Source organism: Streptomyces camponoticapitis (assembly GCF_014646115.1).
GTDB lineage: Bacteria > Actinomycetota > Actinomycetes > Streptomycetales > Streptomycetaceae > Streptomyces > Streptomyces camponoticapitis.
On the sequence record NZ_BMMV01000002.1, the window covers coordinates 290,186 to 312,724 of the forward strand.

At 69.9% G+C, this 22,539-nt stretch carries 19 protein-coding genes and 1 pseudogene; 9 read left to right on the plus strand and 11 right to left on the minus strand.

From position 1 onward, the window contains the following. Window positions 1–13: 13 nt before the first annotated feature. Genes chvE through mmsB form a run of 3 tightly spaced genes read left to right on the plus strand, consistent with a single transcriptional unit; the run spans window position 14 to window position 3,926 of the window. Window positions 14–1,123, plus strand: coding sequence for a multiple monosaccharide ABC transporter substrate-binding protein (gene chvE, locus IEY79_RS03965; protein ID WP_189106037.1), 1,110 nt, complete (start codon window positions 14–16; stop codon window positions 1,121–1,123). After that, entirely contained in the window at window positions 1,120–2,661 is a 1,542-nt protein-coding gene (gene mmsA / locus IEY79_RS03970) for a multiple monosaccharide ABC transporter ATP-binding protein (RefSeq protein WP_189105854.1), read from the plus strand. Before chvE ends, mmsA begins: the two co-directional genes overlap by 4 nt. 5 nt (window positions 2,662–2,666) lie before the next feature. Continuing rightward, the gene (mmsB, locus tag IEY79_RS03975) at window positions 2,667–3,926 is read left to right on the plus strand and encodes a multiple monosaccharide ABC transporter permease (protein ID WP_308426644.1); all 1,260 of its coding nucleotides are present in this window, start codon (window positions 2,667–2,669) and stop codon (window positions 3,924–3,926) included. A gap of 25 nt (window positions 3,927–3,951) precedes the next feature. Here the strand turns inward: mmsB and IEY79_RS03980 are convergent, their stop codons facing one another. The 4 genes from IEY79_RS03980 to IEY79_RS03995 form a co-directional block, all read right to left on the minus strand. After that, a complete protein-coding gene (locus tag IEY79_RS03980; RefSeq protein ID WP_189105855.1) occupies window positions 3,952–4,242 on the minus strand; it encodes a DUF6510 family protein in 291 nt (96 codons plus the stop codon). A 1-nt stretch (window position 4,243) separates the two neighbouring features. Further along, window positions 4,244–4,939 carry a ferredoxin reductase gene (locus IEY79_RS03985; RefSeq protein ID WP_189106039.1) on the minus strand — a complete coding sequence of 232 codons (696 nt, stop codon included), beginning with the start codon at window positions 4,937–4,939 and terminating at the stop codon, window positions 4,244–4,246. A gap of 343 nt (window positions 4,940–5,282) precedes the next feature. Then, window positions 5,283–5,882 (minus strand): sulfite oxidase-like oxidoreductase, encoded by a 600-nt coding sequence (locus IEY79_RS03990; protein ID WP_189105856.1) that lies wholly within the window; start codon window positions 5,880–5,882, stop codon window positions 5,283–5,285. Between the two features lie 152 nt (window positions 5,883–6,034). Next, window positions 6,035–6,655, minus strand: a complete 621-nt coding sequence (locus tag IEY79_RS03995; protein WP_189105857.1) for an L-threonylcarbamoyladenylate synthase — start codon at window positions 6,653–6,655, stop codon at window positions 6,035–6,037. A gap of 307 nt (window positions 6,656–6,962) precedes the next feature. Here IEY79_RS03995 and IEY79_RS04000 point away from each other — a divergent pair, with 307 nt between their 5' ends. After that, window positions 6,963–7,703 carry a chitinase gene (locus tag IEY79_RS04000; RefSeq protein ID WP_189106040.1) on the plus strand — a complete coding sequence of 247 codons (741 nt, stop codon included), beginning with the start codon at window positions 6,963–6,965 and terminating at the stop codon, window positions 7,701–7,703. A 110-nt stretch (window positions 7,704–7,813) separates the two neighbouring features. Next, window positions 7,814–8,734, plus strand: coding sequence for a serine hydrolase (locus tag IEY79_RS04005; RefSeq protein WP_229700610.1), 921 nt, complete (start codon window positions 7,814–7,816; stop codon window positions 8,732–8,734). A 197-nt stretch (window positions 8,735–8,931) separates the two neighbouring features. On the opposite strand, the gene IEY79_RS04010 is transcribed toward IEY79_RS04005, so the two are convergent. The 7 genes from IEY79_RS04010 to IEY79_RS04040 form a co-directional block, all read right to left on the minus strand. Then, window positions 8,932–9,099, minus strand: a complete 168-nt coding sequence (locus IEY79_RS04010; protein WP_189105858.1) for a hypothetical protein — start codon at window positions 9,097–9,099, stop codon at window positions 8,932–8,934. A gap of 21 nt (window positions 9,100–9,120) precedes the next feature. After that, window positions 9,121–9,477 (minus strand): PRC-barrel domain-containing protein, encoded by a 357-nt coding sequence (locus tag IEY79_RS04015; RefSeq protein ID WP_189105859.1) that lies wholly within the window; start codon window positions 9,475–9,477, stop codon window positions 9,121–9,123. Between the two features lie 162 nt (window positions 9,478–9,639). Continuing rightward, entirely contained in the window at window positions 9,640–10,827 is a 1,188-nt protein-coding gene (locus tag IEY79_RS04020) for an ROK family transcriptional regulator (RefSeq protein ID WP_189105860.1), read from the minus strand. Between the two features lie 390 nt (window positions 10,828–11,217). Continuing rightward, window positions 11,218–14,517, minus strand: coding sequence for a PQQ-dependent sugar dehydrogenase (locus tag IEY79_RS04025; RefSeq protein WP_229700611.1), 3,300 nt, complete (start codon window positions 14,515–14,517; stop codon window positions 11,218–11,220). A 118-nt stretch (window positions 14,518–14,635) separates the two neighbouring features. Further along, window positions 14,636–15,604 (minus strand): sugar phosphate isomerase/epimerase family protein, encoded by a 969-nt coding sequence (locus tag IEY79_RS04030; RefSeq protein ID WP_189105861.1) that lies wholly within the window; start codon window positions 15,602–15,604, stop codon window positions 14,636–14,638. Window positions 15,605–15,971: 367 nt separating this feature from the next. Beyond that, window positions 15,972–16,925: a hypothetical protein gene (locus IEY79_RS04035; RefSeq protein WP_189105862.1), complete on the minus strand. Its 954-nt coding sequence runs from the start codon at window positions 16,923–16,925 to the stop codon at window positions 15,972–15,974. A 498-nt stretch (window positions 16,926–17,423) separates the two neighbouring features. Continuing rightward, window positions 17,424–17,843, minus strand: a complete 420-nt coding sequence (locus tag IEY79_RS04040) for a winged helix-turn-helix transcriptional regulator (RefSeq protein WP_189105863.1) — start codon at window positions 17,841–17,843, stop codon at window positions 17,424–17,426. A gap of 119 nt (window positions 17,844–17,962) precedes the next feature. On the opposite strand from IEY79_RS04040, the gene IEY79_RS04045 reads away from it, so the two are divergent. The 4 genes and pseudogenes from IEY79_RS04045 (at window position 17,963) to IEY79_RS38600 (ending at window position 22,516) form a co-directional block, all read left to right on the plus strand. Next, complete coding sequence (locus tag IEY79_RS04045; RefSeq protein WP_189105864.1) at window positions 17,963–18,823, plus strand: SDR family oxidoreductase; 861 nt, start codon at window positions 17,963–17,965, stop codon at window positions 18,821–18,823. Window positions 18,824–19,008: 185 nt separating this feature from the next. Further along, window positions 19,009–20,025, plus strand: a complete 1,017-nt coding sequence (locus IEY79_RS04050; protein ID WP_189105865.1) for an MDR family NADP-dependent oxidoreductase — start codon at window positions 19,009–19,011, stop codon at window positions 20,023–20,025. 223 nt (window positions 20,026–20,248) lie between these two features. Beyond that, window positions 20,249–21,016, plus strand: coding sequence for an NPP1 family protein (locus IEY79_RS04055; protein ID WP_189105866.1), 768 nt, complete (start codon window positions 20,249–20,251; stop codon window positions 21,014–21,016). Window positions 21,017–21,224: 208 nt separating this feature from the next. Next, window positions 21,225–22,516: pseudogene (locus tag IEY79_RS38600) on the plus strand (MFS transporter). Window positions 22,517–22,539 lie beyond the last annotated feature (23 nt).

Sequence of the window (22,539 nt, forward strand, 5' to 3'; positions counted from 1 at the left end):
AGGACTGATGACCATGCGCACCAGCCGCGCCGCACTCACCGCCGTCGTCGCATCGCTCGCCCTCGCACTGACCGCCTGCGGCCAGAGCAGCGACGGCGGGAGCAAGGAGGAGAAGAAAGGCGGCAAGGGCTCCACCGTCGGGATCGCGATGCCGACCAAATCGTCGGAACGATGGATCGCCGACGGCCGCAACATGGTCGCCGAGTTCGAGAAGCTCGGCTACAAGACCGACCTCCAGTACGGCGAGGACGACGTCGACCAGCAGGTCTCCCAGATCGAGAACATGATCACGAAGGGGGTCGACGTCCTCGTCATCGCCTCCATCGACGGCCGGGCGCTGGGCGACGTCCTTGGCCAGGCCGCCGACCAGGGCATCAAGGTCATCTCCTACGACCGGCTCATCCTCGGCACCGAGAACGTCGACTACTACGCCTCGTTCGACAACGAGAAGGTCGGTGTCCTCCAGGCGACGTACCTCGTCGACAAGCTCGGTCTGAAGGACGGCGGCGACGACCAGGGCCCGTTCAACATCGAGCTGTTCGCCGGCTCACCGGACGACAACAACACCCGCTACTTCTTCCAGGGCGCCTGGAAGACCCTCAAGCCGTACATCGACAAGAAGCAACTCGTCGTGCGGAGCGGCCAGACACAGCTCGACCAGATCACGACACTCCGCTGGGACGGCGGGACCGCGCAGCGGCGCATGGACGACCTGCTCACCAAGTCGTACGGCTCCGAGGACGTCGACGCGGTGCTCTCGCCCTACGACGGAATCTCCATCGGCATCCTGTCCGCCCTGAAGTCCGACGGCTACGGCACGTCCGCCAAGCCGTACCCGATCGTCACCGGGCAGGACGCGGAGGTCGCCTCGGTCAAGTCCATCGTCGCCGGGCAGCAGACGCAGACCGTCTTCAAGGACTTCCGAACGCTGGCCAAGCAGGCCGCGCAGATGGCCGACGCCGTGCTCAACGACAAGAAGCCCGAGGTCAACGACGAGAAGTCGTACGACAACGAGAAGAAGGTCGTCCCCGCCTATCTGCTGGACCCGGTCAGCGTCGACAAGGCCAACTACCGGTCCGTTCTGGTCGACTCCGGCTACCTCAAGGCGAGTGACCTGAAGTGACCCCACCCGTCCTGGAGATGCGCTCCATCGTCAAGACCTTCCCCGGGGTCAAGGCGCTCTCCGACGTCACGCTCACCGTGGCCCCGGGGGAGGTGCACGCCATCTGCGGGGAGAACGGAGCGGGCAAGTCCACGCTGATGAAGGTCCTCAGCGGCGTTCATCCGCACGGCAGTTACGACGGAGAGATCCTCTTCCAGGGCTCACCCTGCGCCTTCAAGGACATCGGCGCCAGCGAGGCGCGCGGCATCGTGATCATCCATCAGGAGTTGGCGCTCGTCCCGTACTTGTCGATCGCCGAGAACATCTTTCTCGGCAACGAGCACGCGAGTCACGGGATCATCAGCTGGAACGAGACACTGAAACACGCCGCGGCGCTCCTCAAGAGGGTCGGACTCACCGAGCACCCACAGACCAGGGTCGCCGACATCGGTGTGGGCAAGCAGCAGTTGGTGGAGATCGCGAAGGCCCTCGCCAAAGAGGTGAAGCTGCTCATCCTCGACGAGCCGACCGCCGCGCTCAACGACACGGACAGCGCCCAACTCCTGCTCCTGATAAGAGAGTTGCAGGCCCAGGGCATCACCTCCATCATCATCTCGCACAAGCTCAACGAGATCGCCGAGGTCGCGGACTCCGTCACCATCCTCCGTGACGGCCGCACCATCGAAACCCTCGACGTCAGGGCCGAGTCGACCACCGAGGACCGCATCATCCGCGGCATGGTCGGCCGCGACCTCGACCACCGCTTCCCCGAACGCACACCGCACGACGGGGACCCCGAGGCGCGGCCCGCGCTGGAGATCCGCGACTGGACCGTGCACCACCCGATCGACCAGCAGCGCAAGGTGGTCGACAACGTCTCGATCCATGTCCGCCGGGGCGAGATCGTCGGTATCGCCGGCCTGATGGGCGCGGGCCGCACCGAACTCGCCATGAGCGTCTTCGGGCGCTCCTACGGCCGCAACATCAGCGGGACCGTCTTCAAGGACGGCCGGGAGATCCGTACGAGGACCGTGCCCGAAGCCGTGGCACAGGGCATCGCGTACGTCACCGAGGACCGTAAGCAGTACGGCCTCAACCTCATCGACACCATCGGCCGCAACATCACCCTCAGCGCGCTGCCGAAGGTCGCACGGCGCGGCATCGTCGACGAGCACGAGGAGACCCGCGTCGCCGAGTCCTACCGCACCAGCATGAATATCAAGGCCCCGACCGTCTTCGAACAGACCGGCCGGCTCTCCGGCGGCAACCAGCAGAAGGTCGTCCTCAGCAAATGGATCTTCGCCGGACCCGATGTGCTCCTGCTCGACGAGCCGACCCGCGGGATCGACGTCGGTGCCAAGTACGAGATCTACACCGTCATCGACCGGCTCGCAGCCCAGGGCAAGGCCGTCGTCTTCATCTCCTCCGAACTCCCGGAGTTGCTCGGGATGTGCGACCGCGTCTACACGATGGCGGCCGGCCGGCTCACCGGTGAGATCCCACGCGCGGAGGCGACGCAGGAAGTCCTGATGCGCCACATGACCAGGAACACGAGGTAGACGACATGGGTCCGGTCACCACCGACCTCTCGAAATCCCCGGGCGACAAGCCCCAGGGCGGCCCACCGCCGCCCGACCGCCCGCGCTCCTCCGCGACCCGCGATCTGCTGATGGACGCGGCGCGGCGCAACATGCGGCAGTACGGCATGCTCATCGCGCTCGCGCTGATCGTCGTGCTGTTCCAGATATGGACCGACGGCGTACTCCTCAAGCCCAACAACGTCACCAACCTGGTCCTCCAGAACAGCTACATCCTGGTGCTGGGCATCGGCATGATGATCGTCATCATCGCGGGCCACATCGACCTCTCCGTCGGCTCCCTGGCCGCGTTCGTCTCCGCCGCGTGCGCGGTGATGATGGTCGAGCACGACATCCCGTGGGTGCTCGCGCTCGTACTCGGCCTCGCCATCGGCGCGGTGGCGGGGGCCTGGCAGGGCTTCTGGATCGCGTACGTCGGCATCCCCTCGTTCATCGTCACCCTCGCGGGGATGCTGCTCTTCCGCGGCGGCACACAGATCTTCCTCGGCTCACGCTCGCTCGGCCCGTTCCCCGAGGGCTTCCAGAAGATCTCCACCGGCTATCTCCCGGAGATCGGACCGGCCACCAACTACCACAATCTGACACTGCTGTTGGGGCTCGCGCTGCTCGCGTTCGCACTGCTCCAGGAAGTGCGGGACCGCCGCCGCCAGAAGGAGTACGAACTGGAGGTCCTGCCCCGCAACCTCTTCCTCACCAAATGCGTGGCCCTCGCCGCGGCGGTCCTCGCCTTCACCATGACGCTCGCCAGCTACCGGGGTGTCCCCGTCGTCCTGCTGCTGCTCGCCGCGCTGCTCATCGGCTTCGGCTATGTCATGCGCAACGCGGTCGTCGGCCGCCATGTGTACGCGCTCGGCGGCAACCGCGCGGCGGCGAAACTCTCCGGTGTGAAGGACCGGCGTGTCACGTTCCTGGTCTTCGTCAACATGGGCGTACTGGCCGCGCTCGCCGGGATCGTCTACGCGGCGCGCCTCAACGCGGGTGTCCCGCAGGCGGGCGTCAACTTCGAACTGGAGGCCATCGCGGCGGCGTTCATCGGCGGGGCGTCGATGAGTGGTGGCGTCGGCACGGTGTTCGGCGCGATCATCGGCGGACTCGTCCTCGGTGTCCTCAACAACGGGATGTCCCTGGTCGGCATCGGTACCGACTACCAGCAGGTCATCAAGGGCCTGGTGCTGCTGGCCGCCGTCGGGTTCGACGTCTGGAACAAACGCCGGGTGGGCTCCTGACGGCCCGTCAGTCCTCGTCCGAGGGTCAGGGCGCCGGGGCGAGGGGGATCGTCAGTGCGGAGGCGCCGTGGAGGTCCAGCCACGCGGTGTCCTTCCCCCGGACCAGCCGGAGCACCACCTGTTCGCACCGCGGGCACCGGGCCACCAGACCCGGTGCCCGGTCGTAGACGCGCAGTTGGGCCACCGGCCCCTGGAGGCCGCACCCGGCGCAGCGGCCCACGGCGCCGGTCAGATCGACCGCGAAGATCTCGGAGAGCGGGCCGCCCAGCATGTTGCCGTCGCTGTAGGCATCGTCGCGCGTCAGGTTGGCGTCCATGTCATCCTCCACTGGGGCCGAAGCGTTCGGTCCTGATCCGGCCGGGGTCGTGTCCGAGGCCGGTCAGCAGTGTCGCCGCGTTCTCGACGAAGCCCGTCGGCCCGCACACGTAACAGATGGGCCGCTGATCGGCCGGCCAGCCCCCGCGGACCAGATCCTCGGCCCTCAACCGGCCCACCGGCCTCGGGTGTTCGGGCGGCGCGGCGCGCGTGTAGAGATACTCCGTGTCGAGGCCGGGTTCCCCGCGGAGCAGTTCGGGCACATAGAGCTGATCGTCCGGCTCGCGCACGGAGTAGAGCAGACGGAACGGCGCGCTCCCGCCCAGCGCGCCACGCGTCCGCACCATCGACATCAGCGGTACCACCCCCGAGCCGCCACCCACGAGCAGCACCGGTTCGGCCCGCTCCGGCCGCCAGACGAACCAGCCGCCGATCGGACCGCGCAGCTCCACCTGTTCGCCGCGCTCCAGAACGTCCATCAGATACGGCGACACCTCACCGTCCTCCACGCGCTGGATCGTCAGCTCCACGCGGTCGCCGTCGGGTGCGGACGCCACCGAGTAACTGCGCTGCGTGCTGTACCCGTCCTCCGCCGTCAGCCGTACGTCGACGTGCTGGCCCGCCAGATGCTCCGGCCAGCCGGGCACGTCGAACACCAGCGTCTGGGCCGTCCGCGACTCCGCCCGCCGGTCAACCAGTTCGGCCACCAGCCAGCGCAGCGGTGCGCGCGCCCTCAGAACCTGGCTCTCGGATCCTGCCGGGCTCGTGGTCCCTGGTGCCGCACCTCTCCGCGTTGTCGTCAGTCGCCGACGCTCCGCGTCGGCTCCTTCCTTCGCCTTGCGATGCACGGCACCAGACCTCGCTCTCTGATCCGGCCTGATCCGAAAGCCAGGCCCTGGGGGTTGTCTTGCCGATCCTGCCGGGCTCGCGGTCCCTGCTACGCGCGCTCGCCGCGTTGTCGTCGGTCGCACGCGCCAGCGAGACATCAGCCGCTACCGGAGCGGGCACTCCCTGGTCCGGCCTGATCGACAAGAAGACTCCCTAGTCCCCCTGATAGCGCTGCTCGCGCCACGGGTCTCCGTACGAGTGGTAGCCCAGGCCCTCCCAGAACCCCGGCTCGTCGTCGAGCAGCAGCTCGATCCCGCGCACCCACTTCGCGGACTTCCACAGATACAGGTGCGGTACAAGCAGCCGCGCCGGGCCGCCGTGTTCCGGGGCCAGCTCCTCACCGTCGTAGCGGTGGGCGATCCACGCCTTGCCGTCGAGCAGGTCCTCCAGCGGGAGGTTGGTCGAGTACCCGCCGTAGGAGTGGACGAGAGCGAAGTCGGCGGCCGTCTCGACGTCCTCCATCAGGCTGTCGAGCGAGACCCCCTCCCAGTGCGTCCCGAACTTCGACCACTTCGTCACGCAGTGCAGGTCGACCGTCGGCGTCTCGGCGGGCATCGCCATCAGCTGTGCCCAGTCCCAGGTGTGCCGGGCGCCCGTCTCCGTGGTGAGGGTGAACTCCCACTCGTCGTGCGTCACGTGTGGAGTGGGCCCCGCGGACAGGACGGGAAAGTCGTGGACCTCGTACTGTCCGGGCGGCAGTTTCCGGCCGGGATCCGGCCTTCGGCCGTGGAACCCGCGCGAGATGATCGCCATGGCGGGACTTCCTTCCTCCGCCCGGACGGTCGAAAGCGCGGTCGGGAGCACGGTCCGGACAGCCTCAGACCAGCGTAAAGGCGTGGGCCGGGGTCGGCGACGCGAGAGGCGCCCCGCCCCGGCCCGCCCCGGTCCCTGACCGTGCCCTTCGCCTACTCGAACCGCGCGGGGTCGCCCGCCCCCCTGCGTACGATCTCCGGCTCACCCTCGGAGAAGTCGATGACGGTGGTCGGCTCCGTGCCGCAGTCGCCCGAGTCGACCACGACGTCCAGCACATGGTCGAGCCGCTCCTTGATCTCCCAGCCCTGGGTCATCGGCTCACCGTCGTCGGGCAGCAGCAGCGTGCTGGAGAGCAGCGGCTCCCCGAGCTCCGCGAGCAGGGCCTGGGCGACGACATGGTCCGGGATACGGACACCGACCGTCTTCTTCTTCGGGTGCAGCAGCTGACGCGGCACCTCCCTGGTCGCCGGCAGGATGAAGGTGTAACTGCCGGGCGTCGCCGCCTTGATCGCGCGGAACACGTCGTTGTCGATCTGCACCAACTGGCCGAGCTGCGCGAAGTTCTGGCAGACCAGCGTGAAGTGGTGACGGTCGTCGAGATTCCGGATGGACCGGATCCGGCTGATGCCGTCCCGACTGCCCAACTGGCAGCCCAACGCGTAGCAGGAGTCCGTCGGGTACGCGATGAGAGCGCCGGACCGGATGCTCTCGGCCACGCTGGTGATGGTGCGCCGCTGGGGGTTCTCGGGGTGTACGTCGAAATACTTGGCCATTGGCCGAGCTTAAGGGCTGTCCCGTAATCCCCGGTGGATCAGCCCACAGGGTCGGATGCCGTGCATCGATCGGGTTGGATCAGGGGGCGGGCTCGCGGCGGGAAGTGAGCGGTCTCCGTTCGCCTAAAGAATTGGTATGGACCTTTCCAGGGAGGGGTCCCCGGACGTAGCCTCTGCGCGGCGACGTCCGCGTAACCGGCCTGCCCCGTGCGGCAGTTGTGGACGAGCGCCGGACACATGAACGCCTGTCCCCCACACATCGTTCAGGAGTGAAGCCCCAGTGTTGAGAAGAGGCACCACGGCCGTCATGGCCGCCCTGCTGCTGGTCTGCGGTCTGCTCGTCGCCGCGCTGCCGGCCGCCGCACAGCCCTCCCGGAGCGAGGGGGGCCTTGGTGCGACGGGTGAGGCGCGCGGCGCGCACCACAAGCCGCGATTCGTCGTCAGCGAGGCCCAGTTCGAGCGGATGTTCCCGGACCGGGACCCGTTCTTCACGTACGACGGCCTCATCGAGGCCACCGAGGCGTACCCCGGCTTCGCGAAGACCGGCAGTCGCACGACCCGCAAGCAGGAGGCGGCGGCCTTCCTCGCCAACATCAGCCATGAGACCGGCGGGCTGTTCTACGTGGTGTCGCAGAACCCCGACATGTACCCGATCTTCTGCGACGACACCCAGCCCTACGGCTGCCCGGCCGGGCGGGACGCCTACTACGGGCGCGGCGCGATCATGCTGAGCTGGAACTTCAACTACAAGGCGGCGGGCGACGCGCTCGGTCTCGACCTGCTCAACAATCCGTGGCTGGTCGAGACCGATCCGGCCGTGGCCTGGATGACGGCCCTCTGGTACTGGAACACCCAGTCCGGACCGGGCACGATGACCGGGCACGACGCGATGGTGAACAAGAAGGGCTTCGGGCAGACGATCTGGAGTCTGAACGGATCCGCCGAGTGCAACGGCGGCAATCCCGCGCAGATGGAACACCGGGTCGAGCTCTACAAGCAGTTCACACGCGTGCTGCGCACCGCGCCGGGCCGCGATCTGACCTGCTGAGAAGGCGAGTGAAGGCTGCCCGGCCCGGTGGTTCGCCGGGCCGGGCAGCGCCGTCCCTGTGACGATACGCACGTTGCCTCAGCGGCCCTCTATTGCCTAATGTCCGATTTGTGCTTCGAATTCCGAGACTGTCGCAGTTGGCCGCCGCCGCGCTCGCCCTCGCCGTGACGGCGTCGGGCGCGGCCTTCGCCGCGAACCGGACGCCCGACCGTCCGGCGTCCGAGGCGTCGGCGGCCGACCGTCCGGCCCACGCCGTCGCCTCGGCGTCGGCCGGAGTCGACGGCGCCGTGCGCGCGGCGCTGGACGCGCTGCCCAAGGGTGACGGCCGTTACACCGTCGCCGTCAAGGATCTCGACGGCCGGCACGCGGCTGTCTACGGCGCGGGCACCGGCGCCTACGACACCGCGAGCATCGTCAAGGTCGACATCCTCGCGACCCTGCTGCTCGACGCCCAGGACGGCGGAACGCCGCTCACCGCGAAGCAGCGGAAGCTGGCCGCGGCCATGATCCGCAACAGCGACAACGACGCGACGAACGCGCTGTGGAAGACCATCGGCGGGACGGCCGGCCTCGACGCCGCCAACAAGCGCCTCGGCCTGGAGGCCACCCACGGCGACAAGGACGGCCACTGGGGCCTGACCCGCACGACCGCGGCCGACCAGACGGTGCTCCTGGAGGCCGTTCTCGGTGATGCCCGCTCCCCGCTGAACACGCACTCACGCGACTACCTGCGGTCACTGATGAGCACGGTGAAGGCGGACCAGCGCTGGGGGATATCCGCCGCCGACGGCAAGAGGGCCGCCGCCGAGCCGCCGCTGAAGAACGGCTGGCTGTCACGGAGCGAGACGGGCCTGTGGGACATCAACAGCATCGGGCGCGTCGACTACGGCGGACGTACCCTGCTCGTCGCGGTGCTGTCCGACGGACAGCCCACGTACCGCAAGGGCGTCGACCTGGTGGAGCGGACCGCGACGACGGCCGTGAAGGCCTTCGTCAAGGCGGAGACCGGCGGCGTTGTGCCGAAGGCGTAGCGCGACGCCCCCACGACCGTCCTCCTGAGCGCCCCAGGTCCCCCCTCCCGCAGGGACACCGCGGCTGGCGTCGGCCGCCTGGCGGACCGCCTCCTCGTGAAACGGGCGTTGCCGTACCTCTCACGCTAGGTCTGACCAGCGGATTCGTTCTGTCCCCGCCACTGCCGGGCTGGGCGGCGCGGGGCCGCTCGACGGCGTCAGCGCACCGGGCGGCGGCCGGTGCGGCGCCAGAGCACGGCGGCATGGACGAAGGCGCCGAAGAGAACCGCGACGCCGATGAAGAGCAGGAAGAAGAGTCCCTCGCCGACGAATCCGATCATGCCGAGTACGAGGGCCAGGATGATCAGGAGCAGTACGACAATCATTGCGGTGAGGCCTTTCGGCGGTCAGCGGCGGGCGAGCTGGCGCTCGCCGCTGGGGCCCGGCTCGTAGGGCAGGTCGTAGTGGGAGAAGACCGCCTTCTCGTCCTCGGCGGGCAGCACATCGTCCGTACCCATGGACGGCGCGTCCTTCACGACCGACTTCGCGTAGTTGACCCGCACATAGCCGGGCCCCACGACGGCCCCCGTGAGCGGGACGAAGACGAGGCGGTGCCGGGTCGGCATGCCGATCAGTACCGTCGCGACGGAAGGCTCGTCGGTACGGGTGTCGACGTAGACCGCCTCCAGCGAACCGATCTTGCGGCCGTCGGAGTCGACGACGTCCCGAGTGCGCCACTCGCGGATGTCCACGGCATCGATCATGTCGGCTCTCCTCCTGAGGTGGCCCTCGCGATCGGGCTCACCCGTGCGTGTACCCCGTCCGGCTCCGGTCATGGTGACCGACGGCGCGGGGGGCGGCCACTCGGATGCGCCAGGGGGGCGACGCGGGTGACGGGAGGGCGCCCGGACAGGCGAACGGGCCGGTCAGGCCGCTCCGGTGGGGGACTCCTCGCCGTACGCGAGTTCGCTCGCCAGCAGCGCAGCGCCCACGACGCCCGCGCGCGGCCCCAGTTCGGACATGACGATCGGCAGATTGCCCGTGGCCAGGGGCAGTGAGCGTTTGTACACGACGCTGCGGATCTCGGCGAGCAGCGGATAGCCGAGCCCGGTCAGACCGCCGCCGATCACGATCATCGACGGATTCATGAAGCTGACCAGAGTGGCGAGCACCTGCCCGACCCGGTGGCCGCCCGCCCGGACGAGGTTGACGCTCGTGTTGTCGCCGCCGTCCGCGCACTCCGCGACATCCAGGGCGGTCAACACCCCTCGTCCGGCGAGCCGTTCGGCGAGAGCGGGTGACTGGCCCGACACCGCGGCCGCCGTGGCGTCCCTGGCCAGCGCCACCCCGCCGAAGTACGCCTCCAGACAGCCGGTGTTCCCGCAGGAGCAGACCGGGCCGTCCGACTCGGCCTCCACCTGGACATGTCCGATGTCCCCGGCGCAGCCCTCCGCGCCCCGGTAGATCCGGCCGTGGTGCTGCATACCGGAGCCGATACCGCTCCCGATCTTCACGAAGAGCAGATGGTCGACGGTCTTCGCGACCCCGCTGTGCTGCTCGCCGAGAGACATCACGTTGACGTCGTTGTCCACCACGACCGGGCAGCCGTGCTCGCGGGCGAGGGTGTCGCGTACGGGAAAGCGGTTCCAGCCCACCATGATCGGCGGCGAGACCGGGACGCCCTCCCGGAACGAGACCGGTCCCGGCAGCCCGATGCCGATGGCGTCGAGCCGTGTGTAGTGCCCCTGGCCGGCCATCTCGCGCAGGAGTTCGCTGACGCGGCCGAGCACGGCGACCGGTCCGGAGCGGATGTCGGCGGGCTCGGAGCAGGACGCCACCGGTGCGAGCGCGCCGTCGGTGATCTCGATGTCGACGGAGCTGGCCCCCAGATCGACCGCTGCGAACCGCACCCCGGGGTCGAGCTGTACGAGGGTGGAGCGCCGACCGCCGCGCGACGCGGCGGGGCCCGCCTCCACGACCCGCCCGGCCGCGACCATACGGTCGAGTTCGCCGAGCAGCCGCGGGCGGGGCACCTCCAGCCGGTCCGCGAGCTGGGCGCGGGACAGCGGGCCGTTGTCCCGCAGCAGACTCAACACGCGGTACTGGATGCTCACGGGCTCACTTCCTCTGGACGCCTATGCGCGGCTGCCGGGAGTCGTCATGGGGCGGTACGGGGGGCGCCGGCACCTCACCGGCAAGGCTCGTACTCGCGGACGGCGGGACCGTGCGCTGCTCTCGGCCGGCCGCGTACGGCCGGTCCGCCGCCCCGGCCGCGAAGCCGCCGCTTCCGCCCCGCGATCGCGCGCCCTGACGTCGCCCGCACCACCCCGCGGACGTGCGGCGTCACGTACCAGACACGCCCCCGGGCAACTTTTTCACAGAAGACCGAAAGTTGCCGCCCTCTTGACGGAACCCGCTCCACCGACGCCCCCCAGGTGCTCACGCAGTCCGGGCACGGAACTGCCCCGCCCGGTGAGGGCGGGGCAGACCCGTACATCCCGGCGTCAGCCGGTGGCGCCTCCCTTCAGCGCCCGCGCGTCCCGTGCCAGGGCCGCACCCGCCGCACTGTCCGGCACCAGAGCGGCATCGGCGGTGTAGCCGGCGAACGACTCCAGCACGGCCGCGGCCTGACTGGTGCGGCCCGCGTCGGTGTGCGCCTCGGCCTGGCCGAGCCGTACGGTCAGCCGCTGCTGTCCCTGCGCCGTGACCAGGCCGTCGGCCCGCAGCTTCGTGATCAGCGCGCGGATGTCGGCGTAGGAGGTACGGGTGGTGAAGGCCACCGTCCTCGTGGTCGTGTTGCCGGCCTTGTCGCGGGCCCTGACCGTGAGGTCGTGGTTCCCCAGCGGCAGCCGCCACAGCTCCAGCGCCTGACCGGAACTGACGGCCTTGCCGTCGACCGTGGCCGTCGTGGTGGCGATTCCGGAGACCGCGTCCGCGCCCGAGAAGACCGGTGTCGGCCGCTCGGAGTCCCCGTAGACGCCGTCGGCGTCGAGACCGGTGGCCGTCACCGTGGGACCGGTGCGGTCGATCCGTACGGTGAGTGAGCCCACCTCGGAGACGTTGCCGCCGTTGTCGGTCGCCCGGTAACGGACGGTGGTGGCACCCTCCTTGGACAGGGTGACGGCCGCGTTGGCCGACTGCCACGTCGCCCCGTCGTCGACCGAGTACTGACGACTGGCGACCGTTCCGTTGTCCGTCGCGGCGACCGACAGCGACACGTTGCCGGTGTACCAGCCGTCGTCACCGTTCGGCCGGGGCGGGTTGAGCGTCGCGGTGACCTTGGGCGCCGTCTTGTCCGCGACGCCGGCGCCCTGGAAGGTCAGTGAGTCCAGCTCGACACCGCCGGAGCTGGTGACGAAGACCTCGCCCGTCCCCGAAGGCGCGTTGCCCAGTGCGGTGGTGACGGTCTGCCAGCCTTCTCCGGCCGGTACCGGCACCGTCGCGAACGGCTCCGCGTCCGCCGAGCCCCAGCGCAGCGCCAGCGTACCGGCGCCGCTCGCACGGGTCTTGACCCCGTTGATCCCGGCGAACGACACCGGGTCGTACGCGATCCAGTCGGCCGCGTCGAACGAGGTCAGCTTGCGCTGGCCGGACGCCGTGGTGTCGTCGGTGATCGTGACACCCTCCGCCGAGTCGTAGTGCTCGCCCTGCGTCAGCGCCGGGTTGAGCACCACCTGGGCGTCTCCGGTCGCCGCCGGCACGCCTCCCGCGCCCTTGTCGGTGTAGGTGATGCCGAGGACGCCGAAGACGTTCTCGGTGTCACCGTGTCCCGCGTCGGCCGGGGTCAGCACGCCGCCCGTGCAGCCGGTGCCGCTGTTGACCGGGTGCCCGTGCTGGTTGTGTCCCAGACCGAAGGTCCAGGCGGCCTTGGCGCAGTCCGGTGTGGTGCCGTCCTCCGGGTCCTCGACGGCGATGCCGTACGGCACGGCGTCGCCCCAGTTGAAGAACCCGCCGTCCGGCGGCGAGGTGATCCGTATCGTCGGCGCCGTGTTGCCCACCGTGATCTGACGGCTCGTCAGTCCGGACTTGCCCTGTGGGTCGGTGACCTTGAGCCGGGCCTGGAACTGCCCGTTCTCGGCATACGTACGGCTGACCGCGGGTCCGGTGGCGTCGAACGTGCCGTCGCCGTCGAGGTCCCACTGGTAGGTGAGCTCGCCGTTCTCCGGGTCGCTGGACCCGGTGGCGCTGAAGGAGACCTCCAACGGGGCCTGGCCGGACGTCTTGTCGGCCTTGATCACCGCGGTGGGAGCCTTGTTGCCCTCGGCGTAGTCGATCCGGTAGAGACCCGCGTCGGGATTCTGCCGGAAGAAGCCGTCGCCGTAGTCGAGGACGTAGAGCGCGCCGTCCGGGCCGAACTCCAGGTCCATCGGGTTGTCCCACTGCGGGATGCCGTTCTGCGCGCGCTCGCTGTTGGGCAGCAGGTTCTCCAGCTTGCTCACCGGGCCGTCGGGACCGTCGAGCGTCAGCGCGGCGACGTAGTCCTGGGAGAACTCCGCCATGAACGCCTTGCCGTCCCAGTACTCCGGGAACTTGCCGGGCGAGGGGTTGTCCGCGTCGTAGTGGTAGACCGGACCGCCCATCGGGGCCTGGCCGCCCGGACCGCCGGGACCGCGGAAGGCCGTCAGCTCGGGCCACGGCTGGTCGGTGTCCCTGTCGCCGTACCAGAGCGTGGCCGGCGCGGACGCGGGCAGCTCGGTCAGACCGGTGTTCCAGCGCGAGTCGTTCACCGGCGCCGCGCAGTCGAAGGCCGGGCCGGGTGTGAGGGTCGCGAAGTCGAAGTCCCGGTAGGGCTTGGTGTTGTCACCGGTGCAGAACGGCCAGCCGCTGTTCAGCGGCTTGGTCGTGGACTGCCACTCGACGTATCCCATCGGACCGCGGTTCGGGTCCGCCGTACCGGCGTCGGGGCCGTAGTCGCCCCACATCACGGCGTCGGTCTTCCGGTCCACCGCCAGCCGGAAGGGGTTGCGCAGACCCATCACGAAGATCTCGGGGCGGGTCTTGGCCGTGCCCGGCTCGAAGAGATTCCCCTCCGGGATGGTGTAACCGCCGTCCTCCTGGACGTCGATGCGCAGGATCTTGCCCCGCAGGTCGTTGGTGTTGCCCGCGCCTCGGCGCTCGTCGAGCCCGGGGTTGTAGCCCGCCGCGTCGTTGATCGGCGTGTACCCGTTGACGTTCGGGCCCGACGCCGGCGTGTTGCCACCGGTCGCGAGGTAGAGGTTCCCCTTGCTGTCGAAGTCGACGTCACCCGCGACATGGCAGCACTGACCGCGGTTGGCGTCGACCCGGATGATCTCCTGCGCGGTGGAGAGATCGAGCTTGTCGCCGGTCCACTTGAAGCGGGTCAGGGTGTCGTACCCTTCCCACTGCTTCCAGTACGCGTCGGTCTGCCCGGCGGGCAGCGTCTGCGGCGCGGAGCCGGGCGGGGTGTTCAGCGGCGGCGAGTAGTAGAGATAGACCCACTTGTTGGTGGCGAAGTCCGGGTCGAGCGTGACCGTCTGCAACCCCATCTCGGAGTTCTGGTACACGTCGACATGGTTGACGACCTTCGTGACACCGGTGCCGGGGTCGGTGAGCCGTACGTCGCCGTTGCGGGCGGTGTGCAGGACCCGGTTGTCGGGCAGCACGGCGAGGTCGATCGGCTCGCCGGTGTCCTTCGTCAGGGTGACTTTCTCGTAGTTCGACCAGTCCAGGGCGTGTTCGTGGCCCGGGTGCGCCTGGGCGGCGGGCGCGACGGCCACACCGCCCAGCGCGGGCAGTGCCACGAGCAGGACCCCTGTCATCAGGCGTCTCAGGGTGCGGTGCACGGTGATGCGTCTCCTCGTTCGCTGGCGGTAAGGAGTGCGGGGACAGGGAGTGGACGGAACAGGCCAGGCGCCTCCGCGCGGGAGAGGCGCCCGGCCTGTTCGCCGGGGGAGGCTCCGCTCAGGCGAGGAGTCCCTTGAGCGCGGTGAAGCTGCGCTCCGCCGCGCCGAGCGAACCCGGCGGATTGGGCAGGGTGTTGGGCGCGGTGTCCTGCTCCCAGATGCCCACGTGCGAGGCGCGCGGCCCGATGTCGCGGACGAACTTCTCGTACGGGAGGTCGCCGGCACCGAACTCGACGATGTCGAAGCCGTTGGCGTTGGCCGGGTTGGCGTCGCCGTCCTTCATGTGGAACAGCGGGTAGCGGTACGGCTGGTTGCGCACGTACGCCGCCGGGTCGAATCCGGGCCAGCGGTACTGGCCCACGTACGCCCAGTAGATGTCCAGCTCCAGATAGACGTGGCGCGGGTCGGTGTTCTTGAGGAACACGTCGTACAGCCGCACCGACGGCTGGTCCGTCGCGAACGCGAACTCGCCCGCGTGGTTGTGCTGGTAGAGCTTCAGACCGCGCGCGGTGGCCGCGGCGCCCCAGACGTTGAACTCGTCGGCGGCGGCGCGGTAGCCCGCGACGGTGTTGAGGTTCGACGGCGCGTTGGCCGTGCCCACGTGCGGCATGCCGAGGATCTCGGCGGCGTCGAGCTCGCCCTGGAGGTTCGAGCGCAGGTTGCCGATGCCGACGTGACTGCCCACCGCGCGCAGCCCGTTGTCGTCGAGGAGTGTGCGGATCTCCGGGAGGGTGATCTGCCGGCCCAGGATGGAGGTGTTCTGGGTGTATCCGGCGAACTCGATCTCCTGGTAGCCGATCCGCGCCAGCTCGGCGAGGACGACGGCGAAGCCGAGCGAGGTGACCTTGTCGCGGATGCTGTAGAGCTGGATGCCGATCCGGTCCTTGGGGATGGACAGATTGGTCCGCGCCGGGGCGGCGGAGGCCGCGGTGGCTCCTGTGACGGAGGCGGCGGCCAGGGCGACGGTCGTGCCGGCGGTGGCGCGCAGGAAGTCCCTGCGGTCGAAGGACTTGTGAATATGGCTCACGGTCACTCCTGGGAATGGAGGAGAAGAGGGTGGGACCGGGGCGCGCGCGACCGGAGCCTGCTGCTCTGCGGTGCGCGCGCCGCGACGGCGGAGGGGCGGCGTGGCGACTGCGTCGGCGCTGTTCCGGCCGGTTCTCCGGCGGGAAGGGGAAGGGCGCCGAGCAGTGGGGAGGAGGAACGGCGACGGGGCGGTCGCCGTGTCCTGCCTGGTGCGTCGTCGCTACGAGTGCCGTTGGTGGTGCGTTGGGTGGTGTTTCTGGTGGTGCGTGCGGGTGTGCGGTGGGAATCGCGCCTGGGTGTGTCCCTCGGTGTACGACGTGAGAGGCGCCGGCCGGGTGTTCCGCCGCGGATGCGGCCCGGCGTCGGTGTCAGAGGCTGGACTTGCCCGCTTCGTTGGCGTCGGCCCGTGCCGCGGCGGCACGCTCGGCGGCCTTCTCGGCGAGGTCGGCACCACGGTCCTGCGGCGCGGCCTTCTTGGCCGAGCGGGAGGACGACGCGCCGGCTTCGGCGGTCTCTCCGGTGACCTTGCCGCGGATGCGCGCCGAATCGCCCACGACCAGGACGGGGTTGTTGCCGGTGGCGGTGAGGGCGCCGCGCACGATCGCGTTGTCGAGCACGGCTTCGGCGGTGTTGTCGGTGATCTCGACGTTGCCGCCGAAGTAGGAGGCGCCCGTGCAGCTTCCGAGCAGGCCCTCGCCGCCGATCTGGAGGATGTCGGCGTTGGCGGCGTACTTGGCGGCGCCGTACACCTCACTGGCGCAGAACACGCCGCCGAGGGTGTTGCCGTTGACGGTGAGCGCGCCCTTGACGGTGGAGTCGTACACGTCGGTGTACTGGTTGCCGTCGCCGGTCACCGAGCCGTTGAGGGTGCTGCCGGAGACGTACAGTTCGCCGGCCTCGCTGCTGATGTTCCCGCCGACGGTCGAGTCGACCGTGTAGAGGAATCCCTCGGTGGCGTCGACGGCCTTGAGGGTGCTCTTCTCCAGGTGCGCGCCGAACGCGGACTCGGTGGTGAGCGTGCCCTTGACGGTGGTGTCGGTGAGGTCGAGGTAGCCGTCCTCCTCGACGGTGACCGCGCTGTTGAAGGTGGCTCCCGCCGCCACGAGGTCGGCGCCGGCCTCGACCGTCACCGTGCCCTTGACTCTTGTGCCGCTGAGGGTGCAGGACTTCCCGGCAGGTACGACCAGGTCGTTGCTGACGGTCACGGCTCCGCCGTCACCGACACAGGTGGTGTAGAGAGCGGCCTGGGCGGAGCCGGAGAAGGCCACCAGGCTCCCGGATGCCACCAGTGAGGCCGTGGCGATGAACGTACGGATCTTCATGTCGCTTCCCTTCCGCTGCGGTCACGGCAGAGTCGGTGACCCGGCCGGTTTCCCCGTCGTCCGACGGGGGTTGCTGCACGGTGCGTGAGCGACGACCACCGTGACGGCGGTCGCGCGGCGCCTCGTGACGGGCGGTGGCCCGGCCATGGGGGGAGAGACGTGGAAAGACTCGTGGGGTCAAGGGCGTTCGAGGGAGCGCCGATCGGCTGCGGTGTTACCGCGACGAAACACATGTCTCGGTGGGCCGAGACATTAGAGCGCCGGGTGGGGACTGTCCAGAGGTTCGGTACGAATCTCTAGAACTTTCTGATGATTCATCAAAAGGTGTGAAGGATTGATGAAGGGGGTGATGAGGCGTCCGGCCGGATGGCGGAGCGCGTGCAACGTCGCGGCCGGGCAGGCGCGTTCACGGTCGCGAAGCGGGCGCGCGGTCGCAACGCGCCTGGGCGGAAGGTGAGTCGCGGTACCGATGCGACGGACCGGCTTTCGGAACGCGCCCTAGTGGGTCGCCTGCGCTCCGGCTCGGGTCCCGGCCCGCGGTGCGGAGCCGCGTGCCTCGTCGTACGTCTCGCGGGCCGTGAACACCGCGTCCAGCCGCCGCTCCGTCCAGCGCGCCAGCTGCCACACCTGCTCGGCCGCCTCGCGGCCCAGGTCGGTCAGTGAGTAGTCCACGCGCGGCGGGATCACGGGCTTGGCGTCGCGGTGGACGAAGCCGTCGCGTTCAAGGGTCTGAAGGGTCTGGGCGAGCATCTTCTCGCTGACCCCGTCGATCTCGCGGCGCAGTTCGCTGAAACGGTACGAGCGCTCCAGCAGAGCCGCCAGCACCAGCACGCCCCAGCGGCTCGTCACATGTTCCAGTACGAGCCGGGAGGGGCACATCCGCCGGTTGACATTGGGGGAGGAGAGGCTTTCGTCCATTCCGGTACCTTACTTCAAGGTGGGTACTTCCTCTGAGTTAGTGCGATACATATCGTTGGCCGGGCGCGTTACGTAGCACCGCCAAACAGGACCAATCATATGAAATGGGTAGCCACCTCATGAGTATCGTCGTCACCGGATCGACCGGACACCTCGGCCGTCTCGTCATCGAATCCCTCCTGACCGCAGGTGTGCCCGCCGGTGGGATCGCCGCCGTCGCGCGGGACAGCGGGAAGGCCGCGTCCCTGGCGGCGCTCGGTGTCGAGGTGCGGATCGCCGACTACGACACTCCCGCGACACTGACGGACGCCTTCCGGGCCGGCGACCGTGTCCTGTTCATCTCGGGGAACGAGGCCGGCCGCCGCGTACCGCAGCACGCGGCGGTCATCGATGCCGCGCGGGCGGCGGGCGTGGCCCAACTCGCGTACACCGGCGTACTGCGCGGCCCCGAAGCCGATTTCGAACTGGCCGCCGACCACAAGGCCACCGAGCGGCTGATCCTGGACTCCGGGCTGCCCCACACCTTCCTGCGCAACGGCTGGTACACCGAGAACTACACCGAGAACCTGGCCCCCGTGCTGGAGCACGGCGCCGTGGTCGCCGCGGCGGGCGAGGGGCGTGTCGCCAGCGCGGCCCGGGCCGACTACGCGGCGGCGGCAGCCGCCGTACTGACCGGCGAGGGTCATCTCGGCAAGACGTACGAACTCAGCGGCGACACGGCGTGGTCCTTCGCCGAGTACGCGGCGGAGCTTTCGCGACAGACCGGCCGCACGATCGTCTACAGCAACGTCCCCGGCGAGACGCTGCTGGAAATCCTCACGGGAGCCGGAGTGCCCGAGCCGATGGCGGCGATCCTCCTGGGTGTGGACAAGGCCATCGAACGCGGTCTCCTCGCCGGTACGCCGGGCGATCTCTCCCGTCTCTCGGGCCGGCCCACGACCCCGCTGGCCCAGTCGGTCGCGGAGGCTCTCAAGTCCTGAGGCCGTTCCCCTCGCCGCTCTCCTCCGCCTCGCGGGGAGTTGGGAGTTCGAGCCGTCACCCGAAGGGGTTCTTCAGGGGATGTGAGGGGCGGTGAACGCGCCAGTTTCGCCGGGGACTTGTACGTGACACGGGCGAGGCGTTCTAACGTCGTCACGACACGCCGTCCCCGTCCCCAGGAGTCGCGATGACCGCCGCCGCTGTCCCTGCCACCCACGGTGAAGTGTGGCTGCGTGCCCGGCCGGACGGTCTGCTCAGCACCGATCACTTCGAGGTGGTGCGGGTACCGGTCCCGGAGGCGAAGGCGGGTCAGGTGCTGGTGCGCAACCGGCTGATGAGCGTGGCCGCCGTGATGCGTACGGTGATGCAGGGCGGTTCCGACCTGCCCATCCCGGTGGCCGCGCTGGGTGAGCCGTTGTGGGCGCCCGCCGTCGGGGAGGTCGTGGCGGCGCCGGGCGGGGAGCTGGAGCCGGGCGCCGTCGTGACCCACGGCCTGGGCTGGCGTGAGTACGCGGTCGTGGATGTGGCGGACGCCGAGCGCGTCGACCCGTCCGTGCTCCCCGATGAGGCCGCGTACCTCTCCCAGGCGGTGACCGCGTGGATCGGCGTCGTACGAGGTGGTGAGGTACGGCCCGGGGACACGGTGTTCGTGACCGGCGCGGCGGGCGGTGTCGGGACGATGGCCGGTCAGTTCGCACGACTGCGCGGGGCCGGACGGGTGATCGGCAGCACGGGCTCCCGGCTCAAGGGTGACTATCTGGTGCGGGAGTTGGGGTACGACGCCGTCGTCATCCGGGGAGCGGGCCCGATCGAGGAGCAGTTGCGCGAGGCGGCTCCGGACGGCCTCGACGTGGTTTTCGACAATGTCGGCGGCGAGCAGCTCGTGGCAGCGCTGGCGGTGGCCAGGCGCGGTGCGCGCGTGGCCCTGGTCGGCGCGCTGTCAGGCCAGTTGGCCGGCGGGTTCACGGCGCCCGCCGGGATCGACACCGGGTCGCTCATCGTGCGGGGGATCACCCTGCGGGGCACATCGGCCAGTGACCATCTGGACGCGATCCCCGAAGGTATGCGGGAGTTCGGGCGTGGCCTGCGCGAGGGCACGGTCGTCTTCCCGCACGCGCGGCTGTCGGGCATCGACCAGGCGCCCCGCGCGCTGTGCGAACTGCTCGAAGGACGCCATACGGGCGCCGTACTCGTGGAGTTGTGACCGGAAGAGCCGGACCCTGTCCGGCGGCCTCGTCCCGGGAGCCCCCCCCGGACACCGTGGCCCGCTGTGCGGCTCCGCCTCAAGTCGCTCACCCCCGCTATTGGTTGATCTTTCATCGCGCTGACATCTCCTGACGCTCGGTATGTCAACAACGGCCGAGAAGATGATCCGAGCATGTCAAAATGACCGACGCCCCCACGTTGCGGTCGATCAGGAGGACGCAGTGAAGAAAACCTCGCGCATCCGGAATGTCTCACTCACCCTTGGTAGCGCCCTCGCGCTCGTCATCGCGTTTCCCGGCAGCGCGCTCGCCGATCCCCCCAGCGCCCTTCCCGCCAACGCGGACGGCCTGGAGCAGACATTCCAGCCGGCGTTCGACTACGACACGGACGGCTGCTACCCCACTCCGGCCATCGGCCCCGACGGCACCATCAACCCGGGCCTCAACCCGAGCGGTGCCGTCAACGGCCAGTGCCGCGACTCCTGGGACCTCGACAACACCAACGGATACTCGCGCAGCAAGTGCAACAACGGCTGGTGCGCCATCATGTACGGCCTCTACTTCGAGAAGGACCAGGCCGTGGCCGGCAGCGGGCTCGGCGGGCACCGCAACGACTGGGAACACGTCGTGATCTGGGTGCAGAACGACCAGGTGCAGTACGTCTCCACCTCCGCGCACGGCAATTTCGACATCCACACCCGTGACCAGATCCGGTTCGACGGGACGCACGCCAAGGTCGTCTACCACAAGGACGGCATAGGCACGCACGCCTTCCGCGCGGCGAACGGCAACGACGACCCGCCGGAGAACCACCACGGCACCTGGCAGTTCCCGAGGCTGGTCGGCTGGAACGGCTACCCGGCCGGTCTGCGCGACAAGCTGAGCCAGGCCAACTTCGGCAGCGCCGTCTTCGGCCTCAAGGACGGCAACTTCAACGGCCACCTGGTGAAGGCCAAGCCGGCCGGTATCCCGTTCGACCCCAACGCGTGAGGTGAGCGGGCCGGGGGTGCGCGAAGCGTGTGAGGCGCCGCGCCACCCCCGGCCCGGTCACTCCCCCGCCCTGCTAGCTTGACCGCGTGTTCCTCTTCCGTGCGTAGGACCTCGTGCAGACCGCGACGGCCGTTCCGTCGCGGTCTTTCGGCGTCCCTGTACGGCCGCGGCGCCCGAATCGCGCCGCCCTCTCCGAGGAACCGCTCCGATGTCTTCGTACGCCGCTGTCCTGCGGACTCCGCACGCCCTGAGCACCTTCGCCGCCGCTCTGCTCGGCCGGCTCTCCTACCCGATGGTGTCGCTCTCCCTCGTGCTGGCGGTGAAGGACGCGTCCGGCTCCTTCGCCGTCGCCGGCGGCACACTCGCACTGTTCGGTGCGAGCGGTGTGGCCCTCTCGCCCGTGCGAGCCGCACTGGTCGACCGGTACGGCCCGCGCGGGGGACTCGTGCCGATGGCCGTGCTGTACGCCGCGCTGCTGACCGTGCTCGCCCTCGTCACCCGCGACTCCGCAGGGCCGGGCGGTTCCGGCGGGGCGGGGACGGTGGGCACCGGCGCCGTCCCGGGCGTGCTGTTGGGGGTGCCGGCCGCCTGCGCCGGAGCCTGTACGCCGCCGCTCGGGCCCACGATGCGGACCCTGTGGAGTCAACTGCTGCCGGACCGGCGGATGTTGCGGCGCGCGTACAGCCTCGACGGTGTCGCCGAGGAACTGCTCCTCGTCGTCGGCCCCTGCTCGTCGGGGTCCTGGTGGCGTACGTGGAGCCGGCGGCCGCGGTCGCCGCCTCCGCCGCGCTCGTACTGGTGGGGACGGTCGCGCTCGCACTGTCACCCGTCCCGTTCCCGGAGCGGGCCGCGACCCGGCCCAAAGCGACTGGGCGTTGGCGGGCGCGCCGCCGTCTCGGCCACCGCACCCGGCAACGCGGTCTCGGGCAGCCGGTGCTGGCCGCCGCCGGGGTCGGGCTCTGTCTGGGCGGGCTCGAACTGCTGGTGATCGCCTTCACCGAGGAACGGCACCAGCCCGGAGCGGTGGCCTGGGTACTGGCCGCGCTCTCCGCCGGCAGCGCTGCCGGCGGCCTGGCGAACGGCGCCCTCTCCTGGCGGTCGGCCGCCCGCCCGCGGCTCGCCGTCATCTGCGCGGCGCTCGCGGTCGCGCTGGCGGCTGCGGGGCTCGCGCCGAACGTGTACGCGCTGGGCGCGGCGGCGACCGTGGCGGGGCTGTTCGTCGCCCCGGCACTGATCACCGCCTACTTGATCGCGGACGAGGCCGCCGCCCCGGACGCCCGGACCCGGGCGGGCGCCTGGGTCAACACAGCGGTGAACGCCGGGAGTTCGGGCGGTGCGGCCTTGGTGGGGGTACTGCTGGGCAGGCTGCCGCTGTCCCTCTGCTTCGCCCTGGTGGCCGTACCGGCGCTGGTCTGCGCCGCCGTGACGTTCCGCGGCTCGGACCGGCCGGACCCGGTGACCGGCCGGACGGAGGGCGGCGGCGCCGGTCAGCCCTCGTGAGCCGGTCGCGACACCTGGCGGCG

What these genes read in the sequence shown, in the direction of transcription:
- IEY79_RS04015 (WP_189105859.1), bottom strand. Translation starts at nt 9,477, where the DNA reads ATGATCGATGCCGTGGACATCCGCGAGTGGCGCACTCGGGACGTCGTC.
- mmsB (WP_308426644.1), top strand. Translation starts at nt 2,667, where the DNA reads ATGGGTCCGGTCACCACCGACCTCTCGAAATCCCCGGGCGACAAGCCC.
- IEY79_RS04000 (WP_189106040.1), top strand. Translation starts at nt 6,963, where the DNA reads ATGGCCGCCCTGCTGCTGGTCTGCGGTCTGCTCGTCGCCGCGCTGCCG.
- IEY79_RS04045 (WP_189105864.1), top strand. Translation starts at nt 17,963, where the DNA reads ATGAGTATCGTCGTCACCGGATCGACCGGACACCTCGGCCGTCTCGTC.
- chvE (WP_189106037.1), top strand. Translation starts at nt 14, where the DNA reads ATGCGCACCAGCCGCGCCGCACTCACCGCCGTCGTCGCATCGCTCGCC.
- IEY79_RS04040 (WP_189105863.1), bottom strand. Translation starts at nt 17,843, where the DNA reads ATGGACGAAAGCCTCTCCTCCCCCAATGTCAACCGGCGGATGTGCCCC.
- IEY79_RS03995 (WP_189105857.1), bottom strand. Translation starts at nt 6,655, where the DNA reads ATGGCCAAGTATTTCGACGTACACCCCGAGAACCCCCAGCGGCGCACC.
- IEY79_RS03990 (WP_189105856.1), bottom strand. Translation starts at nt 5,882, where the DNA reads ATGGCGATCATCTCGCGCGGGTTCCACGGCCGAAGGCCGGATCCCGGC.
- IEY79_RS03980 (WP_189105855.1), bottom strand. Translation starts at nt 4,242, where the DNA reads ATGGACGCCAACCTGACGCGCGACGATGCCTACAGCGACGGCAACATG.
- IEY79_RS04050 (WP_189105865.1), top strand. Translation starts at nt 19,009, where the DNA reads ATGACCGCCGCCGCTGTCCCTGCCACCCACGGTGAAGTGTGGCTGCGT.
- IEY79_RS04010 (WP_189105858.1), bottom strand. Translation starts at nt 9,099, where the DNA reads ATGATTGTCGTACTGCTCCTGATCATCCTGGCCCTCGTACTCGGCATG.
- IEY79_RS04035 (WP_189105862.1), bottom strand. Translation starts at nt 16,925, where the DNA reads ATGAAGATCCGTACGTTCATCGCCACGGCCTCACTGGTGGCATCCGGG.